Here is a 24269-nt window from a genome sequence, read left to right on the forward strand (position 1 = left end):
TTTAATTAGCCGGTGCCGACGACAGGCAGGTCTTCATGAACGCCTTGCGGTCGTCGCCCTTTTTGCCGGTGGCTTGCGTGTTGCACGCCTTCATTTTGTCCTGCTGGCTCATTGGGGCAGCGGCGGCCGGTTTCGCGGACAGGCAGGTTTTCATGAACGCCTTGCGGTCGTCGCCCTTCTTGTCGCCGGCCTGCTTGTTACAGTCGGCCATTTTGGTTTGCTGGCTATTATCTGCGAACACCGGCGAAGAAACGAGGACGGCACCCAGCACCAGCGTTGCGATAGCGGATTGGATTTTCATGTGACACTCCATCGGTGGTGAAAACGTTTTTGGTCGTTCATGCGCGCGGGCGTCAACGGTATCCAGGACCCTCGGCACGTTCATTATGGCAAATGCTGTCTGCGAGAACGGCTGGAAACGCAATCCGGTTGACAGTGCCCGACACTCGTTTTCCCTTACGTGACGGGGACTGGCGGCGGATTGGCGGATAAAAACGCGAATGGCGCCACATGGAATTATGTTATGCATTCCAGATTAAATGCGTAAAGTGAATTCAAGCGAATTAGCACTAAACAATTCCGTGAGATCGATGAAAAAATTCGAGCATGCTTTGCGCATTGCTGCACATGCAATTGAATTGTAATTCGGCAAAAAAATCCACTGCCCAACATATGGGTAATATCGACCAGAAGGCATGCCGTCGATTGCGCGACTGGTCCGCTCTCACACCGGCCAAGGAGGCTCGTTATGCACTATCTGTTGACGTACGACCTGGTGTCCGACTACCTCGAACGGCGGCCAGCGTACCGCGATGCGCATCTGAAGCTGGCGTGGGCGGCCGTCGAGCGCGGCGAGTTGTTGCTGGCCGGCGCGCTGGCCGAACCCACGGATACTGCTGTCCTGCTCTTTCAAGGTGACTCTACCGCTGCCGCCGAAGCCTTTGTCAAGGCCGATCCGTATGTACTCGCCGGTCTCGTGACGCGCTGGCGCGTGCGTGAATGGACGACGGTGGTGGGCGAGGGCGCGGCAAAACCCGTGCGCTGAACGCACGGCCGTCCGGTTGTATCGGCGAAGTGGCGAGCGACGAAACACGTCGCTTGCCTGGCGCTCCAGTGTCCCTCACACCACGCGATTTCCTTGCCGTTGATGCACTGCACATAGATTGATCGATGCTGCTTGCGGCGCATCAATCGATCGGCTCAAGCCGAGCCAAAATGCATTGAAATCTCGTCACGGACGAACCGCGGATTCATAAACGTTATTCGTCGCCATGCCTGCGTGTTGTGCGCTGCAATAGCGTCACTTTTCTACTGGAAGCGACGGGACTTTTGTGACGGAATTGCGAGGAAAGACGCAGCAAAAAGGACAAGATTGTTTCTATCCGTAACACTTGTCTCATTCATATTCACGCAAACCCTGGTGATGGTATGCTTCGTGCACAAATTCTCCCATGCACGAGTGAGACCACGTTTTGTGCTTCGCAATAGGGACAAGCCGCACTAAGTCGGGGCGGTTATGACCAGCCAACAAAACGTACAAAACATATTTGTGCAACCGAGGCCTGCACACGGGTCGTGAAAGTTGAATCCGTGGCAGTCCAAAGCCGCGGCCTGGCCAGGCTGCGTGGAGAAAACCCAATGTTTTTCGATGAGCTAAGCAATGACGAATGGGCGCTGCTGGCAGCGCTTGTTTCAGATGAGCCGGCCGTCCGTCTAAACCGACGCGGCCGGCCCCGCGCCGAACCGCGCATCGTGGCGAATGCCGTCCTGTGGATTCTGACAACCGGTGAACCCTGGTCGAAACTGCCCGGGCGCTATCCGTCGGGTCCGACTTGCCGGCGCCGTTTTGAAGAGTGGCAATTGAACGGCACGCTTCTCGAGATGGTTCGGCTGTTATCGCAAACCGGGCGCACCTTTGCGTACGTCCCCCAACCGGCGCCGCCCGTCGCGGCCAAACCCGCGGCACCGGTAGCGGAATCGCCCAGCCTGCGCGACGAGCATCTGCGTGGCGTGTCCTGGAGAAGCCCCGAGTCATGGCAGGCGCCCGGTGGCGTGTCGAGCAGCCTGGGCAACTGGCGTTCGGCCGATCCGATTGCCGACATGACGCGGCAGCTGTCCGGCGTCACGCATGCGCCGCCGGTATCTCGTCCGCCAGCCGCACCCGTCGCAGCACCCGCACGGCACGTTGTGCGGACGGGCTTGCCGCGTCCGGACGAGGCGCGCGCGGTCGGTGCGGCCATGCATGGTCTGAATTCGGCCATCGTGTCGGCGCGCGGCACATCCGCGCCTGACGATCGGCGCAACCCGCTGTCGATGAGCCTCGCGCCACGCGGCACGGAAATCGCCGAGCAGAGCGGCTACGTGATTTACATCGCGGCCGAGCCGGTGCCGAACGCCATGTATCGGGCGTGGGCGGAAATCATGAAGGACGGCAAACGCGTCGAGCGTTCCGGCCTCGTCGGCCCGCGCTTTGAGCAAAGTGAAGCGGCGGAGCAATACGCGCTCGACTGGGCGCGGCAATGGATCGACCGCGAATGCCTCACGTTGGCCGCTGCGCAGCAATCCGCCGCCGGGGTTCAGGCAGCGGCTCATGTTCCGGCGAATCCGGCGCCCGTCGCGGCGCGTCCGTTGCCAGCCTTGCGCCATGTGCCCGAGCCGGTCGCGGCCAATCACGGCGCGCCGTTGCATGGACCGCTCAACGCGTTCCGCGGTCCGTTGCGCCGCTATCCGGGCGAACCGGCCGCTGCCACCGCAGCGACCGAGAGCAGTGCGTCCGATCGCTACCCGTCGTACACAGAACTCATCTCCCACGCGGGGTGAGCGCGGCGGCTAGCACAGCAGTTCCCCGCGGCCGGTAGGAGCAACCGCCGCAGGTTCCCGCTTCATTCGTTGTGACATTCGCTGTGATTCACTGGTGTTGTCAGAAGGACGCCGTTCGCCGACGCCCCTTATTCACTCGCGTTACTGGCGTCCGTAGGTATCGTCGAAGCGCACGATATCGTCTTCGCCGAGATACGAGCCGGACTGGACCTCGATCATTTCGAGCGGCATCTTGCCCGGATTCTCGAGGCGGTGGGTGACACCCAGCGGAATATAGGCCGATTCGTTTTCGGAGACGATAAAGCGCTCTTCACCGCGTGTGACGAGCGCCGTACCGCGCACGACGATCCAATGTTCGGCGCGGTGATGATGCATTTGCAGCGAGAGCCGCGCACCCGGTTTCACCACGATCCGTTTGACCTGGAAGCGCTCGCCCGTGTCGACGGAATCGTAGTTGCCCCACGGGCGATGCACCTTGCGATGGTTGGCCGCTTCCAGCCCGCCGTCGTTGCGAATCCGGCCCACGATCTTCTTGACGTCCTGCACGCGCGACTTGTCGGCGACCAGAATGGCGTCGGCCGTTTCCACCACCACGAGATCCTGCGTGCCCACACAGGCAATCAGGCGTCCTTCCGAATGCGCGAAGGTCGAAGCCGCGCCTTCGAACATCACGCGTCCGCGCCCCACGTTCTGATCGGCGTCCTTGTCCGAGATATCCCAGATCGCGTCCCACGAACCCACGTCGGACCAGCCTGCCTGCAACGGCACGACCACGCCCGAGGCCGCGCCTTGATCGTTGCCGAGCTGCTCCATCACCGCGTAGTCGATCGAATTCGACGGCGAAGCGCTGAACGCGTCGCGCTGCAGACGGAAGAAGTCGCCGTCCGCCTTGCCGCCCGCAAACGCAGCATTGCAGGCTTCGTAAATGGCCGGCTGGAAATGGCGGATCGCCTTCAGCCACGTGGACGCGCGCATGATGAAGATGCCGCTATTCCACCAGTACTCCTTCGATTCGATATAGCGCTGCGCCAGCTCCAGATGCGGCTTCTCGACAAAGCGATCGAGCTTGTGCGCGCCGACCTTGCCGGTCACTTCCGCGCCGGCCTCTTGCGTGTGATTAGTCGTGCCAAGGGCCGCGCCGATGCGGATGTAGCCATAGCCCGTTTCCGCGCGCGTCGGCACGATACCCATCGTGACGATATGGCCGGCCGCCGCATGCTGCACGCCGGCGGCCACGGCCGCATGAAATCCGTCGATGTCGGTGACCGCATGATCGGCGGGCATCACGACCATGATGCCGTCTTCGTCCTGCGCGGCGACCGAGAGGGCGGCCACGGTGAGCGCCGGCGCGGTATCGCGGCCGACGGGTTCGAGAATCAGCCGGGTCGGCTTGCCGCTCGTGCGCAACTGCTCGGCGGTGGTGAAGCGCTGTTCTTCGTTGGCGACCACGACGAGTTGCTCGGTGAGCGGATAGCCTGCCTCGAGTCCTTCGAGACGGCGCGTGGTGGACTGCAGCAGCGAATCGTCGCCGAGCAGCCCGATCAACTGTTTCGGGTGCTGTTCGCGCGACATCGGCCACAACCGCGTGCCGGAGCCGCCCGCCAGAATCACGGGATGAACCTTGAGCTTGACGTTCAGGGACTTGACTTGCGTGGACCGGGTGTCGGCGGGCGTTGCCGTAACCGGAGCTGTCATGATGGACTCCTCGAGGCTGGGTGAATGCGTCAAGTTTTATCACGAACTTTGGAATCAATAAAAGCGCGTTAAATAGAAACTATATAAAACACCTAATTCGTTTATCCATTTCGTGAAGAAAAAATGTCCGGATAATTTTTAAAAAAGAAAAATTACCCGAAAAAAATAGCGGACCATTTTTTTACCGCGGTCCATGCGTCAGAATGATGGCGGAGGAAGATGCACAAGCTTCGCAGGAAAGCGCGCTCAAAGTGCAAGATCGGCTTAGGTAAAGGCTCGCAGGACGCCTGTGAAAGGGCGGATTCGGTAATAATTGCCGAACAAAATTCAGAAAAAATGCCGAAACATTGACCGATACAATTTGAGATATTTTGCGCTCTTGCAGTGGGAATTTTAATATCGCTTTATCTATACCTGAACAAGGGTATTCACTCATTCCGACACAGATTTCCCATTCGGCTGCTCAGGCAGTTTTTTCGGACGGGAAACAGAAGGGCAATTAGCACCGGTTCAAACAGTTACGCGTCGCGCATGGATTTGCATGACGCGGTTACCGGCGTTGTGCGGCCCGTTGCCGGACTGCATTTCAACCAACCAGCGGATGGCACTTGACTGACGAACTGAGGGGCAGCGCATGCTGAGCGTTCTATCGAGAATCATCGACATCGCCATGGTCGCGCTTGGCGCCGCCATCGCGGCGGCCGTGCACAGCGGGAAAGTCGTGTGGCTGGACGATATGCAAAGCGTCTCGCTCGCGTTCGACTGCCTGCTGGTGGTGGTGTTTTTCCCGGCGCTCGGGATCTATCAATCGTGGCGCGGCAAGCCGCTCTACGACCTGCTGTGCCGCGTAGGGGGTGGCTGGCTGCTGGTGGAAGTCACCGGCGTGCTGATCAGTTTCAGCCTGCACCGTTCGGACAGCCTGTCGCGGCTGTGGCTCGTCTATTGGGCCGTGGCCACGATCGTGCTGCTGATCGTCACCAAGGTGATCGTCTATTCGATTCTGCGCGGACTGCGCCGCGAAGGCTTCAATCAGCGCGCGGTGGCGATCGTCGGCGGCGCGCCATACGGGCGCTTTCTGATTCAGCAGATGCGCAGCCGTCCTGACGCGGGCTTCTCGCCGGTCGTGGTGTTCGATGAAGACAGCACGATCAATCACTACGAAGACCCGGACGCGGGCGAGGCGATCGAAGGCGTGCCGGTCGAGCGCGACTATCAGCGCATGCTGCAGCTCGTGCGCCAGCGCGCGATTCGCGAGCTGTGGCTGGCGCTGCCGATTTCGAAGGAGAAAGCGATCCATCGCTTCGTGATGGATCTGCGCAACGACTTCGTGAACATCCGCTTCATTCCGGACGTGCGCAGCCTGACGCTCTTCAATCAGCCAATGGTCGATCTGCTCGGCGTGCCGGCGATCAACCTGGCCGCCTCGCCGATCACCGATCTGCGCGTGCTGCCCAAGCGTGTTTTCGATCGTCTGTTCGCGCTGGCCGCGCTGACCGCGCTCGCGCCGGTCATGCTGGTGATCGCCGCCGCGGTGAAGATCAGCTCGCCGGGCCCCGTGTTCTTCCGGCAGAAGCGCAAGGGCATCGACGGCAATCAGTTCGAGATCTACAAGTTCCGCTCGATGAAGGTGCACAAGGAAGAGCACGGCAGGATCACCCAGGCCACGCGGCGCGATCCGCGCATCACGGCGGTCGGCGCGTTCCTGCGGCGTACCAGTCTCGACGAACTGCCGCAGTTCATCAATGTGCTGCGCGGCGAGATGTCGGTGGTGGGTCCGCGTCCGCATGCGCTCGAGCATGACGACATCTACAAGGATCTGGTGAAGGGCTACATGCACCGCTACCGGATCAAGCCGGGCATTACCGGATGGGCGCAGATCAACGGCTATCGCGGCGAAACCGACCGCATCGAAAAGATGATGGGCCGCGTCAAGCTCGATCTGTACTACATGCAGCACTGGACCTTCTGGCTCGACATAAAGATCGTCGTGCTGACGCTGTGGAAGGGTTTCGTGGGCAGCAACGCTTACTAGGCCCGTTCCTCAATCAACTCCAATTTGCGAGGTGTAACACATGAACCTGACGATCATCGGTAGTGGCTACGTAGGCCTCGTGACGGGCGCATGTCTGGCCGACATTGGCCACGATGTGTTCTGTCTCGACGTCGATCAGCGCAAGATCGACGTGCTCAACAACGGCGGCGTGCCGATTCATGAACCGGGTCTGCAGGAAATCATCGCGCGCAATCGCAAGGCCGGCCGCCTGAAGTTCTCGACCGACGTCGAAGCCGCCGTCGCGCACGGCGATATCCAGTTCATCGCGGTCGGCACGCCGTCCGACGAAGACGGCTCCGCCGACCTGCAATACGTGCTCGCCGCCGCGCGCAACATCGGCCGCCATATGACGGGCTTCAAGGTGATCGTCGACAAATCGACGGTGCCGGTCGGCACCGCCTCGCGCGTGCGCGAAGTGATCGCCGCCGAACTCGCGGAACGCAACGCGGCGCACATGTTCTCCGTGGTGTCGAATCCCGAGTTCCTGAAAGAAGGCGCGGCGGTGGAAGACTTCACGCGGCCCGATCGCATCGTGCTCGGTTGCGACGAAGACGTGCCCGGCGAAAAAGCGCGCGACCTGATGAAACGCCTCTACGCGCCGTTCAACCGCAATCGCGAACGCACGCTGTACATGGACGTGCGCTCGGCCGAATTCACCAAATACGCGGCCAATGCCATGCTCGCCACGCGTATCTCGTACATGAACGAACTCGCGAATCTGGCCGACCGCGTCGGGGCGGATATCGAGGCCGTGCGCCGCGGCATCGGCTCCGATCCGCGCATCGGTTACGACTTCCTGTATGCCGGTTGTGGCTATGGCGGTTCGTGCTTCCCGAAAGATGTGCAGGCGTTGATCCGCACGGCCGCGGATTTCAAGGCGAATCTGCGCATTCTCGAAGCCGTCGAAGCCGTCAACGACACGCAGAAGAAAGTGCTCGCGCACAAGATCGTCTCGCGTCTGGGCGAAGACCTGTCGGATCGCACGTTCGGTGTGTGGGGCCTTGCATTCAAGCCGAACACCGACGACATGCGCGAAGCGCCGAGCCGTCCGCTGATCGCCGAACTGCTGCGCCGCGGGGCACGCGTGAAAGCGTACGACCCGGTCGCGGTCGACGAATCGAAGCGCGTGTTCGCGCTGGATCTGAAGGACGTGCCGCAACAACACGCGCGTCTCGAGTTCGTGAAGGAAGAGATGGACGCGGCCGCCGGCGCTGACGCGCTGGTGATCCTCACCGAGTGGAAGGTGTTCAAGAGCCCGGACTTCGATTCGCTCAAGCGCATCCTCAAGACGCCGCTGATTTTCGACGGCCGCAACCTGTATGAACCGGAGGCGCTGCTCGAACTCGGTATCGAGTATCACGCGATCGGCCGGCAGCACGCGCTGCGCATCGCGCCGGCGAGGCTCGGCGCGAGCGGCTTGCCGCAAGCGCAAACGGCGGACACGGCCGAAGCCGGCCGCTGATCCGTCGCCCACGCACCGACAAGCGTTCATCACGGAGCCCGCCATGTTCGCCAACGTACTGATCGTCTGCCATGCAAACGTGTGCCGTTCGCCCGCCGCCGAAATGCTGTTCAAGGCCCGGCAACGCGCGGCGCCGCGTTCGCAGGCGGCGCCGATCGCGTTTCATTCGGCGGGCTTGCGGGCGATGAACGGCCACGCCATGGACCCGGTCATGCAACGCCTGCTCGCCGAGCAGGGCGTGGCCTCCGGCATTCACTACTCGCGGCGGCTCGACCGGCAACTCGTGCGCAACGCCGATCTGGTGCTGGTCACCGAGCGCGCGCAGGTGAGCGACGTCGAAGCGCTCGATCCGGCTTCACGCGGCAAGGTGTATCCGCTCGGCAAGTGGGAAGCGGATTCCGACGTCGCCGATCCGCACGGCGGTGCGGAAACCGCTTATAGGGAGAGTCTCGTGCTCATCGAACATCTGGTCATGGGATGGCTGAAGAAAATATGCTGATGAAAAAACCCGCTGCACACTCGTTCGCGAACGGCAAGTCCACGAAGTTCAAGTCGAATCTTGCCGCCACGCTTTTGCTGACGTCCTTTCTGTCAGCCTGCGCCACCGCACCTGGCAATTACCTCGATACGTCCCGTCTGAAAGACGACGGCCAGCACGACAGCCAGGCCGCCGAGACCTATCCGGTTCATGTGATCGATGCCGCCGTCGTGACCGCCCAGGCCCAAGCCGCCGCCGCGAAGACCCAGGTGCTGCCGCCTTCGAACCTGAGCGACCCGTCACAGTACGTGTACCGTCTCGCGCCGCAGGACATTCTCGGCATTACCGTGTGGGACCACCCTGAATTGACCACGCCGCAGGGCAGCACCTTGTCCGCCGGCGGCAACACCACGCAGTCGATCGGCGGCGCCTTGCAGCAGCCGTACACGGCCGCGCTGCCGGGCCAGGCCGATCCATACGGCCAGACCATCGCGGCCGACGGCACGATCTTTTTCCCGTTCGTCGGCCGTATCCGGGCCGCCGGCAAAACCGTCGGCGAGGTGCGCGACCAGTTGAGCACCGGCCTCGTGCGCTATATCCGCAATCCGCAGGTCGACGTGCGCGTGCTGTCGTATCGCGGCCAGAAAGTGCAGGTGACCGGCGAAGTGAAGACGCCGGGCCCGCTCGCGATGAGCGACGTGCCGCTCACGCTGGTCGATGCGATCACACGCTCGGGCGGCACGAACGCGGACGCCGACATTCAGCGCGTGCGCCTCACGCGCAACAACAAGCTCTACATACTCGACGCCGACCGCATGCTCGATCGCGGCGACACCACGCAGAACGTGATGCTGCAGAACGGCGACGTGATCAACATACCGGACCGCACCGACAGCCGCGTGTTCGTGATGGGTGAAGTGAAGACGCCGATCCAGTTGCCGATCATCAAAGGCCGCATGACGATCGCCGACGCGCTCACGCAAGGCGGCGGCATTCTCGATACCGACGCCAATCCGCGCCAGATCTTCGTGATGCGCGGCATGAAGGATCACCCGACCACGCCGGATGTGTATCGCCTCGACATGACGCAGCCGGACGCCATCATGCTGTCCTCGCAATTCCAGTTGCAGCCGCTGGATGTCGTGTACGTGGGCACCGCGGCATCGACCACCTTCAACCGCGTGTTGCAGCAGGTGTTGCCGAGCGTGCAGACGTTGTTCTACCTGAAACAGCTGACGCGATAAAAAAGTTCAAGCCGTCGTCTCAGGCCCGCGCCGCGCCGTCCGTGAAGGACGCGGCGCGGGACCGAAGCAAACGTAGCTGCAACCGATACGGGAAGCGAATTGTGAGCAACCAAATCTCTCCACACATGGCCGGTCCGATCAAGACCGAAGAAGAGGACGTCGTCCTCGGACAACTGGTGCAGGTGATCCTCGACGACATCTGGTGGCTCATCGCCATTGCGGCCGTGATCGTCGGGATTGCCGGCGCTTACTGTTTCCTCGCCAAGCCAATCTATTCCGCCGACGCGCACGTGCGGGTCGAGCAATCCGACAACACGTCGCAGGCGCTCACGCAAACGCAGACCGGCGCGGCGATCACCACCGGTTCGACCTCGCTGCCGACCGACGCCGAGATCGAAATCATCAAGAGCCGCGGCGTGGTCGGTCCCGTCGTGCAACAACTGAAGCTGAACTTCAGCGTCACGCCGAAGACGTTCCCACTGCTCGGCAGCATCGCCGCGCGCATGGCCACGCCGGGTCAGCCGGCGCGTCCGTGGCTGGGGCTGTCGTCGTATGCATGGGGCGGCGAAGAGGCCGACGTCGATTCGATCGACGTGATCCCCGCGCTGGAAGGTCAGAAGCTGACCATGAAGGCGGTCGACGACCAGCACTACGAACTGTATGCGGCTAACGGCTCGCTGCTGCTGCGCGGCCAGGTCGGCCAGCAGGCGCAGGGCGGCGGCGTGACCATCATGGTCAACAAACTGGTGGCGCGGCCGGGCGAGGAATTCACGGTGATGCGCGCCAACGACCTCGACGCGATCTCCGCGTTCCAGTCGGCCATCACGGTGCAGGAGCAGGGCAAGCAGACCGGCGTGATCCAGATCTCGCTGGAAGACAAGAGCCCCGAACACGCGGCACTCGTTGCCAACGCGCTGGCGGAGTCGTATGTGCGCCAGCACGTGCTGAGCAAGCAGGCCGACGCCAGCAGGATGCTCGACTTCCTGAAGAGCGAAGAGCCGCGCCTGAAGGCCGATCTGGAGCGCGCGGAGGCGGCCCTGACCGCGTATCAGCGCCAGTCCGGCTCGATCAACGCGAGCGACGAAGCCAAGGTGTACCTCGAAGGCAGCGTGCAGTACGAGCAGCAGATCGCCGGTTTGCGTTTGCAGATGGCGCAACTCACCGAGCGTTACGGCGACGACCATCCGATGCTGGTGGCCGCGCGTGCGCAGATGGTCGAATTGCAGGCGCAGCGCACCAAGTACGCCGACCGCTTCCGCGATCTGCCGGCCACCGAAGTGAAGGCCGTTCAGTTGCAGCGCGACGCGAAGGTGGCGGAAGACATCTACGTGCTGCTGCTCAACCGTGTGCAGGAGTTGTCGGTCCAGAAGGCCGGCACCGGCGGCAACGTGCATATCGTCGACGCCGCGCTGCGCCCGGGCGTGCCGGTCAAGCCGAAGAAGGCGCTGATTTTGTCGGCGGCGGTGATTCTCGGGCTGATCGCGGGCACCGGCTTCGTGTTCCTGCGCCGCAATATGTTCAAGGGCATCGACGACCCCGATCACATCGAACGCGCATTTCATCTGCCGGTGTTCGGCCTCGTGCCGCTCTCCGCCGAACAGGGTGTGCTCGAAGCCAGCTTCCAGCGCGGCGGCGAACGTCTGCGCTCGGTGCTGGCGAATGCGCGCCCGAAGGACGTCACGGTCGAAAGCCTGCGCAGTCTGCGCACCTCCATGCAGTTCACGATGATGGACGCGAAGAACCGCATCGTCATGCTGACGGGTCCAATGGCCGGTGTCGGCAAGAGCTTCCTGACGGTCAACCTCGCGGTGCTGCTGGCGAATTCGGGCAAGCGCGTGCTGATGATCGATGGCGACATGCGCCGCGGCGTGCTCGAGCGCTATCTGGGCGGTGTGCCGGATAACGGCCTGTCCGAATTGCTGAGCGGCCAGATCTCGCTGGAAGAAGCGATCCGCAGCTCGCAGGTCGACGGCCTGAGCTTCATCTCGTGCGGCCGCCGTCCGCCGAATCCGTCGGAACTGCTGATGTCGCCGCGTCTGCCGCAGTACCTCGAAGGACTCGCCAAGCGCTACGACGTGATCATGATCGACACGCCGCCGGTGCTGGCCGTGACCGATGCGTCGATCATCGGCGCGTATGCCGGCTCGACTTTCTTCGTGATGCGCTCGGGCGTGCACAGCGAAGGCGAGATCAGCGATGCGTTGAAGCGTCTGCGCGCGGCCGGCGTGCACGTGCAGGGCGGCATTTTCAACGGCATGCCGGCGCGCTCGCGCGGCGGCTACGACCGTGGCTACGCGGCGGTGCAGGAATACCTGAGCACCTGAGGCGGCGGGTTCGCGGATGCATGGCGAACCTCGCGCAACGACGACAACAAAGGACATCACGATGAAAGTGACGGTACTGGTTCCGACTTACCGCCGCCCGGCCGATCTGGCGCGCTGCCTCGCAGCGCTGCAACGGCAGTCGCGGCGGCCCGACGAAGTGGTGGTGGTGGCGCGCGCCGACGACGAAGCGACCCACGCGTGCCTGCGCGATCCGTCTGTAGCGGGCGCGTTGCCGCTCGCGCTGGCGATTGTCGAAGTGCCCGGCCAGGTGGCGGCCCTGAATCGCGGCCTCGACGCGGCCCGCGGCGACGTGATCGCGATCACCGACGACGACGCGGCGCCGCACGCCGATTGGGTCGAGCGGATCGCCGCCGCGTTCGAGGGCGACGCGCGTCTCGGCGCGCTCGGCGGACGCGACTGGGTGCATGAAAAAGGCCGCGTGCTGGACGGCGAGCGGCCGCTGGTCGGCAAGGTCACGGCGCACGGCAAGATCATCGGCAATCATCATCTGGGTGTGGGCGGGGCGCGCGAAGTCGATATTCTGAAGGGAGCCAACATGAGCTACCGCCGCGACGCGGTGCGCACCATCCGCTTCGACGCGCGCCTGCGCGGCGCGGGCGCGCAGGTCCACAACGACATGGCCTTCAGCCTCGCCGTGAAGAACGCCGGCTGGAAGCTGATGTACGACCCGCGCGTGGCGGTCGATCATTTTCCCGCCGAGCGTTTCGACGACGACCGGCGCGACGCGCAAACCATGGCCGCCTTGCGCAACGCCGCGTTCAATTTCCATCTGATCCTGCGCGACCAGTTGCCGCCGCTGCGCCGCGAGACCGCGTGGTGGTGGTGGACGCTGGTCGGCACGCGGGTTTATCCGGGCCTCACGCACGCGGCGCTCGCGCTGCTCTCGAAGCAGGCCGGTCTGAAGCTGACGCGCTGGCGCGCCGTGCGCAGCGGCGCCCACGAGGCGCGTCGCGCGCTCTCACGCGCCGCGTGAGCGCCCTGGCTCGCTCCACGTCCCGTACGTTCGCGCATCGGCGCACGGCCCGCATGAGGGCCGCCGATGCCCCTTTCCACCGGCAGAGCGGAGTGCCTGCATGAGTACGAAAGTTCACGTTCATCTGTTTTACGGCGCCGACCCGCGCTTTTATCGACCGGGCGACAACATCGGTTGTCTGTACGGCTATCACCACGCGCAATCCGACGCGTTCAAGCTCACCTATTCGCAGGATGCCCGTGAAGGCAAGCCGGTGCGTCTGCTGCGCCGCGCGCTGAAGGCGGCGCTCGGGTTCGACTTCATCCATACGTGGCGCAACCGCGCCGAGATGCTGCGCTCCGACGTGATCTGGACGCATACGGAACAGGAATGGCTGTCCGCGGCCCTCATGCTGCTTCTGAGCGGCCGCAAGGCCGGCGCCGATGCCTCGCCCTTGCTGCTCGCGCAAAGCGTGTGGCTGCTCGATAAATGGCCTTCCTACGGCATTCTGCGCAGATGGCTGTATCGCAAGCTGATGGCGCGCGCCGATCAGCTGACCACGCTCGCCAGCGAAAACGCCGAGCTGTGCCAGCGTTATTTCGCTCGCGACGCCAAGCCGCTGCTTTATGGCCTGAACACGCAGGACTTCCCTGTCAGGCCGCCGGCCGAATGGACGCCGCACACGCCGATCCGCATCGCCGCGATCGGCAACGACCGCGACCGTGATTGGGAGACGCTCATCAAGGCGTTCGGCAACGACGCGCGCTACACGGTGAAGCTCGCGACACGTCGGCGGATTCCCGCATCGCTGCGCGCGCCGAATGTCGAGATCGCGCTGTTCTCGGGGATCAGGAAGCAACATGAACTGTACGACTGGGCCGATGTGATCGTGGTGCCCTTGCGGCCGAATTCGCACGCCTCGGGCATCACCGTAATGCTGGAAGCGGCGGCGGTCGGCAAGCCGATGGTGGTCACGAATGTCGGCGCCTTGCAGGATTATTTTCCGGCCGGCGAGGCGTTCTATATCCCGCCGTTCAACCCGCAGGCGTTGCGCGAAGCGGTCGATCAGCTCGCCGCCGCGCCGCTGGACGCATTGCGTCAAGCACAAGCGGCTGCGGCCGGCCTGCTGTCGCGCGATCTGACCACGCAGCACTACGCCATGCAGCACGTGCGGATTACGCAGGAGATGCTGCGCGCGCGGGCCGCGGCGCGCACGCGCGCGGCGGCCGGCATGGCGACGGCGGCGGGCGTGTCCGAGTCCGAGCGGCGGCCGGCGCGCCAGTCGCGCGGAGGTCTCTGAACGATGTCGACGCTGACGCGAAGCGCCGCTAGCGCGAACGGCAATGGACGGGCATCGTCCAGCGGCCGCAAGGAATGGCTGCCGGAGGCTTTGCTATGGTTCGTCACGACGCTGCTGATCGGCGCGCATCAGGGCACGGTGCTCACGCTCGCGTTTCCGGTGCTCGCGATCATGACGGGACTGTGGCTCTACTTCAAGAGTCCGGCGCGCTATATCGGCTTCATGTGGTGGCTGTGGTTCCTGAGCCCGGAAGTGCGGCGTCTGGCCGACTGGTCCAAAGGGTCGTTTACGCCGACCAGCCTGATCCAGGTCGCGCCGCTTGCGGTGACGATGATCAGCGGCCTGTCGCTGCTGCGCTACTACAAACTGCTGGGGCAACGGCGCGGTCTGCCGGTGCTGCTGGTCCTGCTCGGCCTTATCTACGCCTTCCTGGTCGGCGTGATGTCGAGCGGGCCGCTCGCGGCCACCTACGACCTCGCGAACTGGCTGTATCCGATCCTGATCGGCTTTCACATCATGGCGCACACGCGCCAGTATCCGAAGTACCGCGACACCATCGTCAATACGTTCATCTGGGGCATGCTGGTGATGGGCGGCTACGGCCTCGTGCAGTTCTTCATCATGCCGCAGTGGGACGCGCTGTGGATGCTAGGCTCGCAGATGAATTCGCAAGGCGACCCCGTGCCGATGGGCGTGCGCGTGTTCAGTACGATGAACTCGTCGGGACCGTTCGCGTTCGCGATGATGGGCGCGATGGTGTTCGTCATGGCGGCCACGCACCGGGTGCGCTGGATCGCCGCGGCGCTCGGCTTCTTCGCGTTCGCGCTGAGCCTCGTGCGCTCGACGTGGGGCGGCTGGGTCATCGCGCTTCTGATCCAGCTTGTCAAATCGAACAACAAGGTGCGCTTGCGCATTGTCGCCAGCGCGGTGCTGCTGGCCGGGCTGTGTGTGCCGCTGCTGGCGGTCGGTCCGGTGGCCGAGCGGATGCAGGCGCGCCTCACGACCATCGTCAACCTGAACGACGACCAGAGCTACGCCGCGCGTAACGAGTTCTATGCGACCTTTGCCAAAACAGCCTTCACCGATGTGTCGGGCGAAGGCATGGGCGCCACCGGCACCTCCACCAAGCTCTCGAACGATGGCGGCCAGCTCGGCCAGTACGGCAACTTCGACAGCGGCGTGATGAACATTCCGTTCGTGCTCGGCTGGCCCGGCACGCTGCTTTACATGTCCGGAATCATCTGGCTGGTGACGCGCGCGGTGCTCGCGTCGTTCAGGATGCGCAACGACAAGTTCGTGTCCGCCTGCATGAGCCTGAGCCTCGCAACCTTCGCGATGCTGGTGTTCACCAATTCGCTGGTCGGCACGGGCGGCTTGCTGCTTTTCATGAGTGTTTTTTCGATTCTCTCCGCGGTGCATTACGAAAAGATCAACCGCGCACGTATGTCAAACCACACGCTATTTTTCCACGGAGGCACGGATTGAGAGTCGCCATTGTCACGCACGTCGTGCGCCATAACGACGGCCAGGGGCGCGTCAACCACGAGATCGCGCGCGCGGCGCTCGACGAGAACATCGGCGTCACGCTGGTCGCCTCGCACGTCGCGCCGGATCTGCTCGCGCATCCGAACGTCCGCTGGGCGCCGATCAGGATCGGCCGCTGGTGGCCGACCAATCTGCTGCGCCAGCAGGTGTTCGCGTTCAAGAGCGCAATGTGGCTGCGCGCGCATCGCCGCGAATACGACGTGCTGCACGTGAACGGCTTCATCACGTGGATGCCCGCCGACGTCAACACCTCGCACTTCGTGCATAGCGGCTGGTTCGGCAGCAAGTACTACCCGTTCGGACTCACCAAGGGAGTGTGGTCCGCCTATCAGTCCGTCTATACGCGGTGTAATGCGCTGCTCGAACGCTGGGCCTACCGCCGCTCGAAGGTGATCACGGCGGTGTCGCAAAAGGTCGCCGACGAAATCCGCGCGATCGGGCTCACGCCGGATAACCGCGTCGACGTGATCTACAACGGCGTGGATACGCAAGGCTTCGCCGCGGCCACGGGCGATCGCGAGAAATTCGGTTTACCGAAGGACGCATTCCTGCTGCTGTTCGTCGGCGACCTGCGCACGCCGCGCAAGAACCTCGGCACCGTGCTCGCCGCGCTCAAGCATCTGCCCGAGCACGTGCAGATCGCAGTCGCCGGTTTCCTGCCGGGCAGTCCATATCCGGAAGAGGCGAAGGCGCTCGGCATCGCGCATCGCGTGCATTTTCTCGGGCTCGTGAAAGAGATGCCGGTGCTGATGCATTCCGTCGACGCCTTCGTGTTCCCGTCGCGCTATGAAGCGATGAGCCTGTCGCTGCTCGAAGCGATGGCGGCGGGTTTGCCGGTGGTCACGGCGCGCACCGCGGGCGGCGCCGAAATCATCACGCCGGAATGCGGCATCGTGCTCGACGATCCGGACGATCCCAAGGCGCTGGCCCGCGCGGTCGCACGCCTCGCCGATAACCACGTCGAGCGCCGCGCCATGGGCGTCGCCGCTAACGAACTCGCGACCGGTTTCGGCTGGGCGCGCATGGCCGCGCAATACATCGCGCTGTATCGCCAGTTGGCGGGGCAGCAGAAAAATCGCCGGCAAAGCGAGGCGGAAGCGGCCGCGGTCGCCAGCACCGACGCGCTGACGCTGAACACGCTGGCTGGCCGCAAGAGCGCGGAATGACCTCGCGCGGTGCTTCGGAACCGCTCGATGTCTTCAACGCTTCACCATCACAACTCTCAGAACGCACAGGGGTCACAACCATGACGACGAGCTCTATCAAATCGCTGCAGATCGGGATGCACTGGTTCCCCGAGCGCGCGGGCGGTCTCGACCGCATGTACTACTCGCTAATCGGTGCACTGCCGGGCGCGGGCGTGGCGGTGCGCGGCGTGGTGGCCGGCTCGCCGAAAGTAGCCGCCGACACCGGCGGCGCGATCAATGGCTTCGGCTCAGCCGCGCAATCGCTGCCATTGCGGCTGATGGCGGCACGCCGCGCGCTGCGCCACGAAATCAGCACGTCGCGTCCCGATGTGATTTCGTCGCACTTCGCGCTCTACACCTTTCCGGGTCTCGACGTGACGCGCGGCATTCCGCAGGTTTCGCATTTTCAGGGGCCGTGGGCCGACGAAAGTCACGTGGAAGGCGCCGATTCGCTCGGTCAGCGCGCCAAGCGGTATCTGGAACAATCGGTCTATGCGCGCTCGTCGCGGCTGATCGTGTTGTCCGAGGCGTTCGGCAAGATTCTGACGTCGCGCTATCGCATCTCGCCGGACCGCGTGCGCGTGGTGCCCGGTTGCGTCGATGTCGAGCAGTTCAATCTGCCGATCTCGCCCGCCGAGGCGCGTCTGAAGCTGCAGTTGCCGCAGGACCGGCCGATCGTGCTGGCGGTCCGCCGTCTGGTACGCCGCATGGGCCTCGAAGATCTGATCGACGCGGTGAAGCTGCTCAAGCGCACGGCGCCTGATGTGTTGCTTCTGATCGCGGGCAAGGGGCGGCTCGAAGGCGAGTTGCAGGCGCGTATCACCGAGGCGGGTTTGGAGGACAACGTGAAGCTGCTGGGTTTCGTGCCCGATCAGCATCTGGCGGCGTTGTATCGCGCGGCGAATATCAGCATCGTGCCGACGGTGGCGCTGGAAGGCTTCGGTTTGATCACGGTCGAATCGCTGGCTTCGGGTACGCCGGTTCTGGTGACGCCGGTGGGCGGCTTGCCGGAAGCGGTGGCCGGCTTGTCGCCGAACCTGGTGCTGCCGGAGACGGGCGCGAAGGCCATCGCGGATGGACTTGCCGGTGCGCTCAACGGCACGCTGAAATTGCCGGATGCCGATGCATGCCGCCGTTATGCGCGTGAGAACTTCGATAACCCGGTGATCGCGAAGCGGGTGGCGTCCGTGTATGGGGAGGCGATTGCGGCGGGTGGGGTGCACTAACGCCGAGGAAGGACGCACAACAAAAACGCGGGGCCTGGTTTAAAGATCAGGCCCCGCGTTTTTTTCGCTGAGATTCAGGAGCGCGGTTTAACGCGCGGCCGTTTCGGTGGCCGCACGCGCTCATCGCGACTCAAAACGTCTCGTGATGCTCGTTCCGTCCCAGATCCGCATGAACCATCATGTGGCACAACTGCTCCAGCGTGGTTGCCGGCTTCCAGCCGAGTTTTTCGTGGGCCTTGTCGGCGCAGCCGATCAGCAGGTCCACTTCGGCCGGGCGATAGAACTTCGGATTCACGCGCACCAGGGTCTTGCCGGTGGCGACATCGATACCTGACTCGCGCTCTTCCTTACCCGACCATTCGAGCTGATAGCCCGCTGCCGCGAACGCCATGCGCACGAAATCGCGGACCGTTTCAGTTCGGCCGGTGGCGAGCACGAAGGTGTCCGGCTCGTCGGCTTGCAGCATGCGCCACATGCCTTCCACGTATTCGAGCGCGAAGCCCCAATCGCGCTTGGCGCTCAGGTTGCCGAGTTCGAGCATGTCCTGCTTGCCGAGCTTGATCTTGGCAACGGTGTCGGTGATCTTGCGGGTGACGAATTCGCGGCCACGCAGCGGCGATTCGTGATTGAACAGAATCCCGCTGCTTGCAAAGAGGCCGTACGACTCACGATAGTTGATGGTCGACCAATGCGCGAACAGCTTGGCGACGCCATACGGACTGCGCGGATAGAAGGGCGTGTCCTCGCGTTGCGGAACCGCTTGCACGAGGCCGAACATTTCCGACGTCGACGCCTGGTAGAAACGGGTCTTCGGATTCAGAATGCGGATGCCTTCGAGCAGATTCAACGCGCCGATGCCGGTCACTTCGGCAGTCGTCACCGGCTGGTCGAACGAAACGCCCACGAAGCTTTGCGCGGCGAGGTTGTACAGCTCGTCGGCCTGCGCGCCTTCGAGCAGGCGCAGCGTCGAACCGAGGTCGGTCAGATCGTGTTCGACCAGACGCAGATTCGGATGATCGAGCACGCCGAGCTCACGCATGCGCCAGAAATTCACGGAGCTCGTGCGCCGGTAAGTGCCGGTCACGATGTAGCCTTTGTCGAGCAGCAGTTTGGTCAGATAGGCGCCGTCCTGTCCGGATACGCCGGTGATGATCGCTTTGCGTGGTTGGCTCATAGCTTGCCTTCGTGATTGTTAAAAGAAAAAGAAAAAGCGCTTCAGGACGTGCCTTCCAACAGTCGCCGCACCAGGGGTTCGACGACCTGAAAATCCTGTTCGGCCTTTAGCTGATACAAAGCCGGCTTGGGATGCGCACCGTCGGACATCAGCGTCTTCCAGTCCGGCAGATTGCTGATGTACGCGAACTGGTCGACGAGCGGCACCTGCTGTTCGGCGGCCACGCGGCGCGTCATCGCGACCATCGTCGCGAGCCGCGCGTTGAGGCGGTTGTCGGGCATCGGGTTGGCGGTCTGCAGAACCGGCTGTTTGCCCAGCGCGCGAGCGGTTTTCACGAGCGTCGTTTCGGCCGTGTAGAACTGCTCGGGCGTCTGGTTCTGCATCACTTCGTTGATGCCGTAGTTGATCAGCACGATCTGCGCGGACGAAGCGACGAGCCGTTCCTGCCACGGCAGACCCGCCGCCGGTCCGGCGCGGCGATTGCCGGTGCCGTCGCGCAGTTGCGTCGCCATCGTGTTGCCCACGCCGTAGTTCGTCACGCGCACCCGTTCGCCGTGGCGCGCCTGTAATTCGTCCTGCAGATACACCACCGCGTTTTGCGCTTGCGGGCCGCAATGGCCTTCGCTGCAGGTAATGCCGAGCGTCGTCGAATCGCCGTAGGCCTCGATCAACACTTGCGATCGTCGGCCCGGCGCCGCGCCGAACGAGGCGCAGGCGAAGAGCGATGCAGCGGCGCATACGCTTGCAGCGAGCCATGCCCGGCGCTTCATGCGCTTCATGCGCGGCTTTGCGGTGCTTGCGGCGCCGTGCTGACGCCACCGCCGTTGGCGGCCTGGGCCGGCGCATGCGCCGCCGCCTTGCCCGCTGAGCCGAAAATCAGGCGCTTCTCGAACGCGAACCACGTGACGCTGGCATAGACGAGCGTGATCGCGAGCGCGAGCGCGGCGGTCACGAAGCGGTTCAGATGCAGCGGCCACAGCGCATACAACACGCTCAGGTGAATCAGATAAATCGTGTAGCTGATGGTGCCGATGTAGACCAGCACGGGATTGCACAACAGCCGTTTGACGATGCCCTTGCTCTGCAGGGCGATGACCACGACTGAAGTGCAAAGCACCAACGAAACGCTGTAGAGCCCGGCGTTCGAAAGCGGTGTATTGGCCGCGCGAAAGCGCGGAAAGTGCAGATGCAGCCACGCGAGTATCGCCAGCGCCGCGAATAAGCCCAGCACCGCAACGCCTTTGTAAGGCTCGAGCGCATTGCGATCACGCCGCACGGCGACAGCCAGCAGCGCACCGGCCGCAAGCAGGTCCATGCGGAACGGCGTCAAGTAATAGATCGGCCAGAACGAGTCGAACCAGGGCGTGGCCACCGCGCGCAGCACCGGCACCAGCAGGATCAACGCGGCCGCGACGTAGCCGAGCACGCGCTCGGGCACCAGCAGGATCACGAACGGCCAGACAATGTAGAACTGCTCTTCGACGGCGAGCGACCACAGCACGTTCAGGCTGTCGTGACCGCTCTGATTGAGCGCGTCGCCGATATTGGTCGCGAAGAACGCGTACCACTGCCAGTGTTCCGCCCAGCCGAGGCCGAACAGAATCGACGACACCACCATCAGCAGCACATAAGGCGGCAGGATGCGGCGCGCGCGGCGTGCGTAGAAATAGCCGAAATACGACTGCTGGCGCGCTTTGCGTTCGAGCAGGATGCCGGTAATCAGAAAACCGCTCAGAACAAAAAACAGATCGACACCCATCCACAGCGGCGCTTTCAACGCGTGCTGCGCGAACACCGCGAGCACGGCGATGGCGCGCAAGCCGTCGAGCTGCACGATGCGGCGGGAGTGGGAAGGCGCTAAGGGCAGTGCGCTGGCAGTCATGAACCGTCCATGGTGTGAAGCAGATGGGCCGGGCGAAGGATCGCGCGAGGGTTTCGTGGAGCAGGCGCGCTCGCTTCGCATCGCAACGGAAGTGCAATCGATTCTAGGGAAAATAAAATCGTGAAAAAACGGGAATGAATTGGATAAATGAATCAGATTGCAACAGGGTGTTTCGTTAGCCATTCGCAATGAATTTTTATGCTTGTGTCGAACGGATGACGGGATATGTAATAAGTGCGGATTGATTTGCTGGGCATCGGTAAGGATGGGGGCTGACAGATCGGCGCACAACGCCGCATAGCCGATTTCGTTTTAATCAATTTTTAATTGGTTTCTTTCGCAACGCTTAAAGCATCGAATATTTTTGAATTATTTTCGATTTTCGTTGCGGCGTTTTTTCCGCGTAATGTGAGCTGTGCGGATTGGGTGGCCAGGGACGGCGCGTGGGCTTCACACTCAGATTGCTGTCGAGGCGCCCGGACTTGCGGCGTTCGTCCCGTCGATGCTGTACCCAGGTCCTGTTCCCGCGCGAATCTGTCATACGTCCTTGCATGGCTTCTAGCGGTCCGCGTCACGATGATCGACCGCGCTTCGTAGCGTCATTCACTGAGTTGTGTTTCCGCGCGAGCCTTATTTGCCCGCGCGCGGCGCCGATTGGAGGAAATACCTTTGCCCCGTTTCACGTTCAAAAGCCGGCTCGCTGTTTTTGCATGCACCGCCGGACTGGCTGCGGGAGCGGCCAGTTTCACGGCGCATGCGGAAACCGCGTTGAACGCGAAAACGTCGTGGATCGGCAATACCTTCGGTTTCGGCGACGGCAGCTGGGCGCAGATCAACATCACCGCGATCGCGGTGGCGCCCGACGGCAAGGTCTATACGAACGCGCCGTGGGACGAGAGCGGCGCTGAGGCGAGCGTCTATCAGAACGGCAAGATGCTCGGCTTCGCGGGCGGCACGCATGGCTGGGGCAACGGCGGCGGCAACGCGGTCGCCGTGAATCGCAAGTACGCGTTCGTCGCGATCGCGGTCGGCAATGAAAAAGGACGCCTGGTCGAGCAGGGCGTGTGGCCGGAGAAGGGCAAGCAGTGGTACGGCATTTCGCGCCGGCAGATCGCCGATCCGAAGCGTGCCGCGCCGTTCCAGCCCGCCGCGAAAAGTGCCGACCCGCATGCGCAACTGGCGGCCGGCTTCCTGATGATGAACGAAGTGCCGACCGGCACGAGCGCCGAGATCGGTGGCCTCGCGGCGAACGACACTACGCTGTACGCGGCGAACACGGCGCGCGATCGCATCGAGGTGTACGACGCGGAATCGATGCAGCAGAAAACTACCTGGAGCGTGCGTGAACCAGGGCGGATTGCGCTGGCGGCGGACGGCACGCTGTGGGTGTTGAGCGGCACGCGCAACGATCGCGAACCGCATGTCGAGCACTACACGGCGGCGGGCAAACGCGTCGACGAAAACTTTACGCTGCCAGCCGGAACGATCGCAGTGGATATCGCGGTCGACGCACAAGGACGCGTGCTGATTGCGGATAACGGTCCACGTCAGCAGGTGCTGTATTTCAGCAAGAACAACGGTCGTTATAGCGAATCGGGCGCGCTCGGCGAGCGCGGCGGCATTTTCAGCGGCGTCGCCGGCAAACCGGGCCCGCAGCGGTTCAACGGACTCACTGGCGTGGGCGTGGATGCGCGCGGCAACGTGTACGTGTCGACCAACGGCATCGGTCCGCGTTACGAGCCGATCGGCGCAGGCCTCGGCGCGACGCTCGAAAGCTACGCGCCGGATGGCAAGCAGAACTGGCAGGTGCAGGGCCTGTTGTTCGTCGACGGCGCGTGGATCGATCCGTCGCGCCCGGACAGCGTCTATACCGGCAACAAGCGCTTCGAACTCGATCTGTCGAAGCCTGCCGGACAGGACTGGAAATATGCAGGTTTCCTGTCGAACCGCTTCAAGTACCCGGACGATCCGGTGTTCCACACCGATCAGTATCCGGGCCTGCCGATCGCCCGCAAACTGAAGGGCCACACGTTCCTGTATCTCACGGACATGTACGCGGACCATCTGAAGATCTATCGCTTCGACCCGCAACACGATGGCGAAACGGCGATTCCTTCCGGCTTCATCGCAGGACGCGAGCGTGCGGTGGCCAAGGTGCCGAATGCGCCGCCGGGCGGCGACTGGATCTGGCGCGATGCGAACGGCGACGGCAAGTTCAACACCGACGAATTCACGCTCAACACCAGCGGCACGAAGCTCGCGGGCGGTTGGGGCTGGTGGGTCGATACCGCCGGCGACATCTGGCGCACACGCGACACCAAAGGCATCTATCGCTTCCGTTTCGGCGGGCTGGATGCGAAGGGTAATCCGGTCTACGCATATTCGAACATGACGCAGTACCCGGTGCCGCAACCGTTCACGGAACTGCATCGCGCGATCTACGAGCCGGACAGCGACACGATGTACGTGACCGGCTATACACCCGACACGCCGGTCGATCGCGGCTTCTGGAAAGAAGTGGGCCGCGTGCTGGTGCGCTACGACAAATGGTCGAGCGGCAATCCCGTGCAGCGCTATGCGATCACGCTGCCGTGGCAGACGCAGAGCAAACCCATCGCCACCATCATCGGGCTGACGGTCGAAGGGCAATACATTTTCGGCGTCGAGCCGGTCGGCGCGGTCCACGTGTGGGACAAGGACAGCGGCAAGGAGATCGGCGTGATCCGGCCGGGCCCGGAGGTGGGCCGCGCGTCGGGCTGGGTCGATGTGCCGAACGGTATCAGCGCCGCCAAACGCGCGAACGGCGAGTACCTCGTGTTCGTCGAGGAAGACGCGCGCGGCAAAGTGATGATGTACCGCTGGAAGCCTTGATGAACAAGGCATGAGCGCTTCAGCGCATGACAAGG

Annotated in this window: 18 protein-coding genes; 13 read left to right on the forward strand and 5 right to left on the reverse strand. The window is 63.2% G+C overall.

Annotation, left to right across the window (positions count from 1 at the left end; all coding sequences use genetic code 11):
- Nucleotide 1: 1 nt before the first annotated feature.
- On the reverse strand, nt 2-301 hold the full coding sequence (locus tag B0G71_RS09745) for a PsiF family protein (protein WP_106281143.1): 300 nt from the start codon (nt 299-301) through the stop codon (nt 2-4).
- 447 nt (nt 302-748) lie between these two features.
- Between B0G71_RS09745 and B0G71_RS09750 the strand changes: the two genes are divergently transcribed.
- Together B0G71_RS09750 and B0G71_RS09755 are read left to right on the forward strand one after the other, a co-directional pair.
- Complete coding sequence (locus B0G71_RS09750) at nt 749-1045, forward strand: YciI-like protein (RefSeq protein ID WP_116141293.1); 297 nt, start codon at nt 749-751, stop codon at nt 1043-1045.
- 593 nt (nt 1046-1638) lie between these two features.
- A complete protein-coding gene (locus tag B0G71_RS09755) occupies nt 1639-2820 on the forward strand; it encodes a transposase (protein WP_116141295.1) in 1182 nt (393 codons plus the stop codon).
- 141 nt (nt 2821-2961) lie between these two features.
- Here the strand turns inward: B0G71_RS09755 and B0G71_RS09760 are convergent, their stop codons facing one another.
- Entirely contained in the window at nt 2962-4515 is a 1554-nt protein-coding gene (locus B0G71_RS09760) for a mannose-1-phosphate guanylyltransferase/mannose-6-phosphate isomerase (RefSeq protein ID WP_116141297.1), read from the reverse strand.
- A gap of 634 nt (nt 4516-5149) precedes the next feature.
- On the opposite strand from B0G71_RS09760, the gene B0G71_RS09765 reads away from it, so the two are divergent.
- From B0G71_RS09765 to B0G71_RS09810, 10 genes are all read left to right on the forward strand, one after another.
- Nucleotides 5150-6547 (forward strand): undecaprenyl-phosphate glucose phosphotransferase, encoded by a 1398-nt coding sequence (locus B0G71_RS09765; RefSeq protein WP_116116935.1) that lies wholly within the window; start codon nt 5150-5152, stop codon nt 6545-6547.
- Nucleotides 6548-6587: 40 nt separating this feature from the next.
- Nucleotides 6588-8030: a UDP-glucose/GDP-mannose dehydrogenase family protein gene (locus B0G71_RS09770; protein ID WP_116141298.1), complete on the forward strand. Its 1443-nt coding sequence runs from the start codon at nt 6588-6590 to the stop codon at nt 8028-8030.
- A gap of 43 nt (nt 8031-8073) precedes the next feature.
- A complete protein-coding gene (locus B0G71_RS09775) occupies nt 8074-8529 on the forward strand; it encodes an exopolysaccharide biosynthesis protein (protein ID WP_106281153.1) in 456 nt (151 codons plus the stop codon).
- On the forward strand, nt 8523-9752 hold the full coding sequence (locus B0G71_RS09780) for a polysaccharide biosynthesis/export family protein (RefSeq protein ID WP_404935464.1): 1230 nt from the start codon (nt 8523-8525) through the stop codon (nt 9750-9752). Before B0G71_RS09775 ends, B0G71_RS09780 begins: the two co-directional genes overlap by 7 nt.
- A gap of 125 nt (nt 9753-9877) precedes the next feature.
- Nucleotides 9878-12076, forward strand: a complete 2199-nt coding sequence (locus B0G71_RS09785; protein ID WP_116141300.1) for a polysaccharide biosynthesis tyrosine autokinase — start codon at nt 9878-9880, stop codon at nt 12074-12076.
- A 61-nt stretch (nt 12077-12137) separates the two neighbouring features.
- On the forward strand, nt 12138-13070 hold the full coding sequence (locus tag B0G71_RS09790) for a glycosyltransferase family 2 protein (RefSeq protein WP_116119491.1): 933 nt from the start codon (nt 12138-12140) through the stop codon (nt 13068-13070).
- 100 nt (nt 13071-13170) lie between these two features.
- Entirely contained in the window at nt 13171-14349 is a 1179-nt protein-coding gene (locus tag B0G71_RS09795; protein ID WP_116141302.1) for a glycosyltransferase, read from the forward strand.
- A 3-nt stretch (nt 14350-14352) separates the two neighbouring features.
- Nucleotides 14353-15834: a glucose-6-phosphate isomerase gene (locus B0G71_RS09800; protein ID WP_116141304.1), complete on the forward strand. Its 1482-nt coding sequence runs from the start codon at nt 14353-14355 to the stop codon at nt 15832-15834.
- Entirely contained in the window at nt 15831-17060 is a 1230-nt protein-coding gene (locus tag B0G71_RS09805) for a glycosyltransferase family 4 protein (protein WP_116141306.1), read from the forward strand. Before B0G71_RS09800 ends, B0G71_RS09805 begins: the two co-directional genes overlap by 4 nt.
- Before the next feature lie 80 nt (nt 17061-17140).
- A complete protein-coding gene (locus B0G71_RS09810; protein WP_106281163.1) occupies nt 17141-18307 on the forward strand; it encodes a glycosyltransferase family 4 protein in 1167 nt (388 codons plus the stop codon).
- A 130-nt stretch (nt 18308-18437) separates the two neighbouring features.
- On the opposite strand, the gene gmd is transcribed toward B0G71_RS09810, so the two are convergent.
- From gmd to B0G71_RS09825, 3 genes are read right to left on the reverse strand one after another with little or no spacing between them, the layout of a single operon-like run.
- On the reverse strand, nt 18438-19481 hold the full coding sequence (gmd, locus tag B0G71_RS09815) for a GDP-mannose 4,6-dehydratase (RefSeq protein ID WP_116141308.1): 1044 nt from the start codon (nt 19479-19481) through the stop codon (nt 18438-18440).
- 41 nt (nt 19482-19522) lie between these two features.
- Complete coding sequence (locus B0G71_RS09820) at nt 19523-20251, reverse strand: SGNH/GDSL hydrolase family protein (protein WP_116148451.1); 729 nt, start codon at nt 20249-20251, stop codon at nt 19523-19525.
- A 5-nt stretch (nt 20252-20256) separates the two neighbouring features.
- Complete coding sequence (locus tag B0G71_RS09825; protein WP_116141310.1) at nt 20257-21363, reverse strand: acyltransferase; 1107 nt, start codon at nt 21361-21363, stop codon at nt 20257-20259.
- Nucleotides 21364-22032: 669 nt separating this feature from the next.
- On the opposite strand from B0G71_RS09825, the gene B0G71_RS09830 reads away from it, so the two are divergent.
- Nucleotides 22033-24234, forward strand: a complete 2202-nt coding sequence (locus B0G71_RS09830) for a hypothetical protein (RefSeq protein WP_116141312.1) — start codon at nt 22033-22035, stop codon at nt 24232-24234.
- The last annotated feature ends 35 nt before the right edge of the window (nt 24235-24269 follow it).

Source organism: Paraburkholderia sp. BL27I4N3 (assembly GCF_003386115.1).
GTDB lineage: Bacteria > Pseudomonadota > Gammaproteobacteria > Burkholderiales > Burkholderiaceae > Paraburkholderia.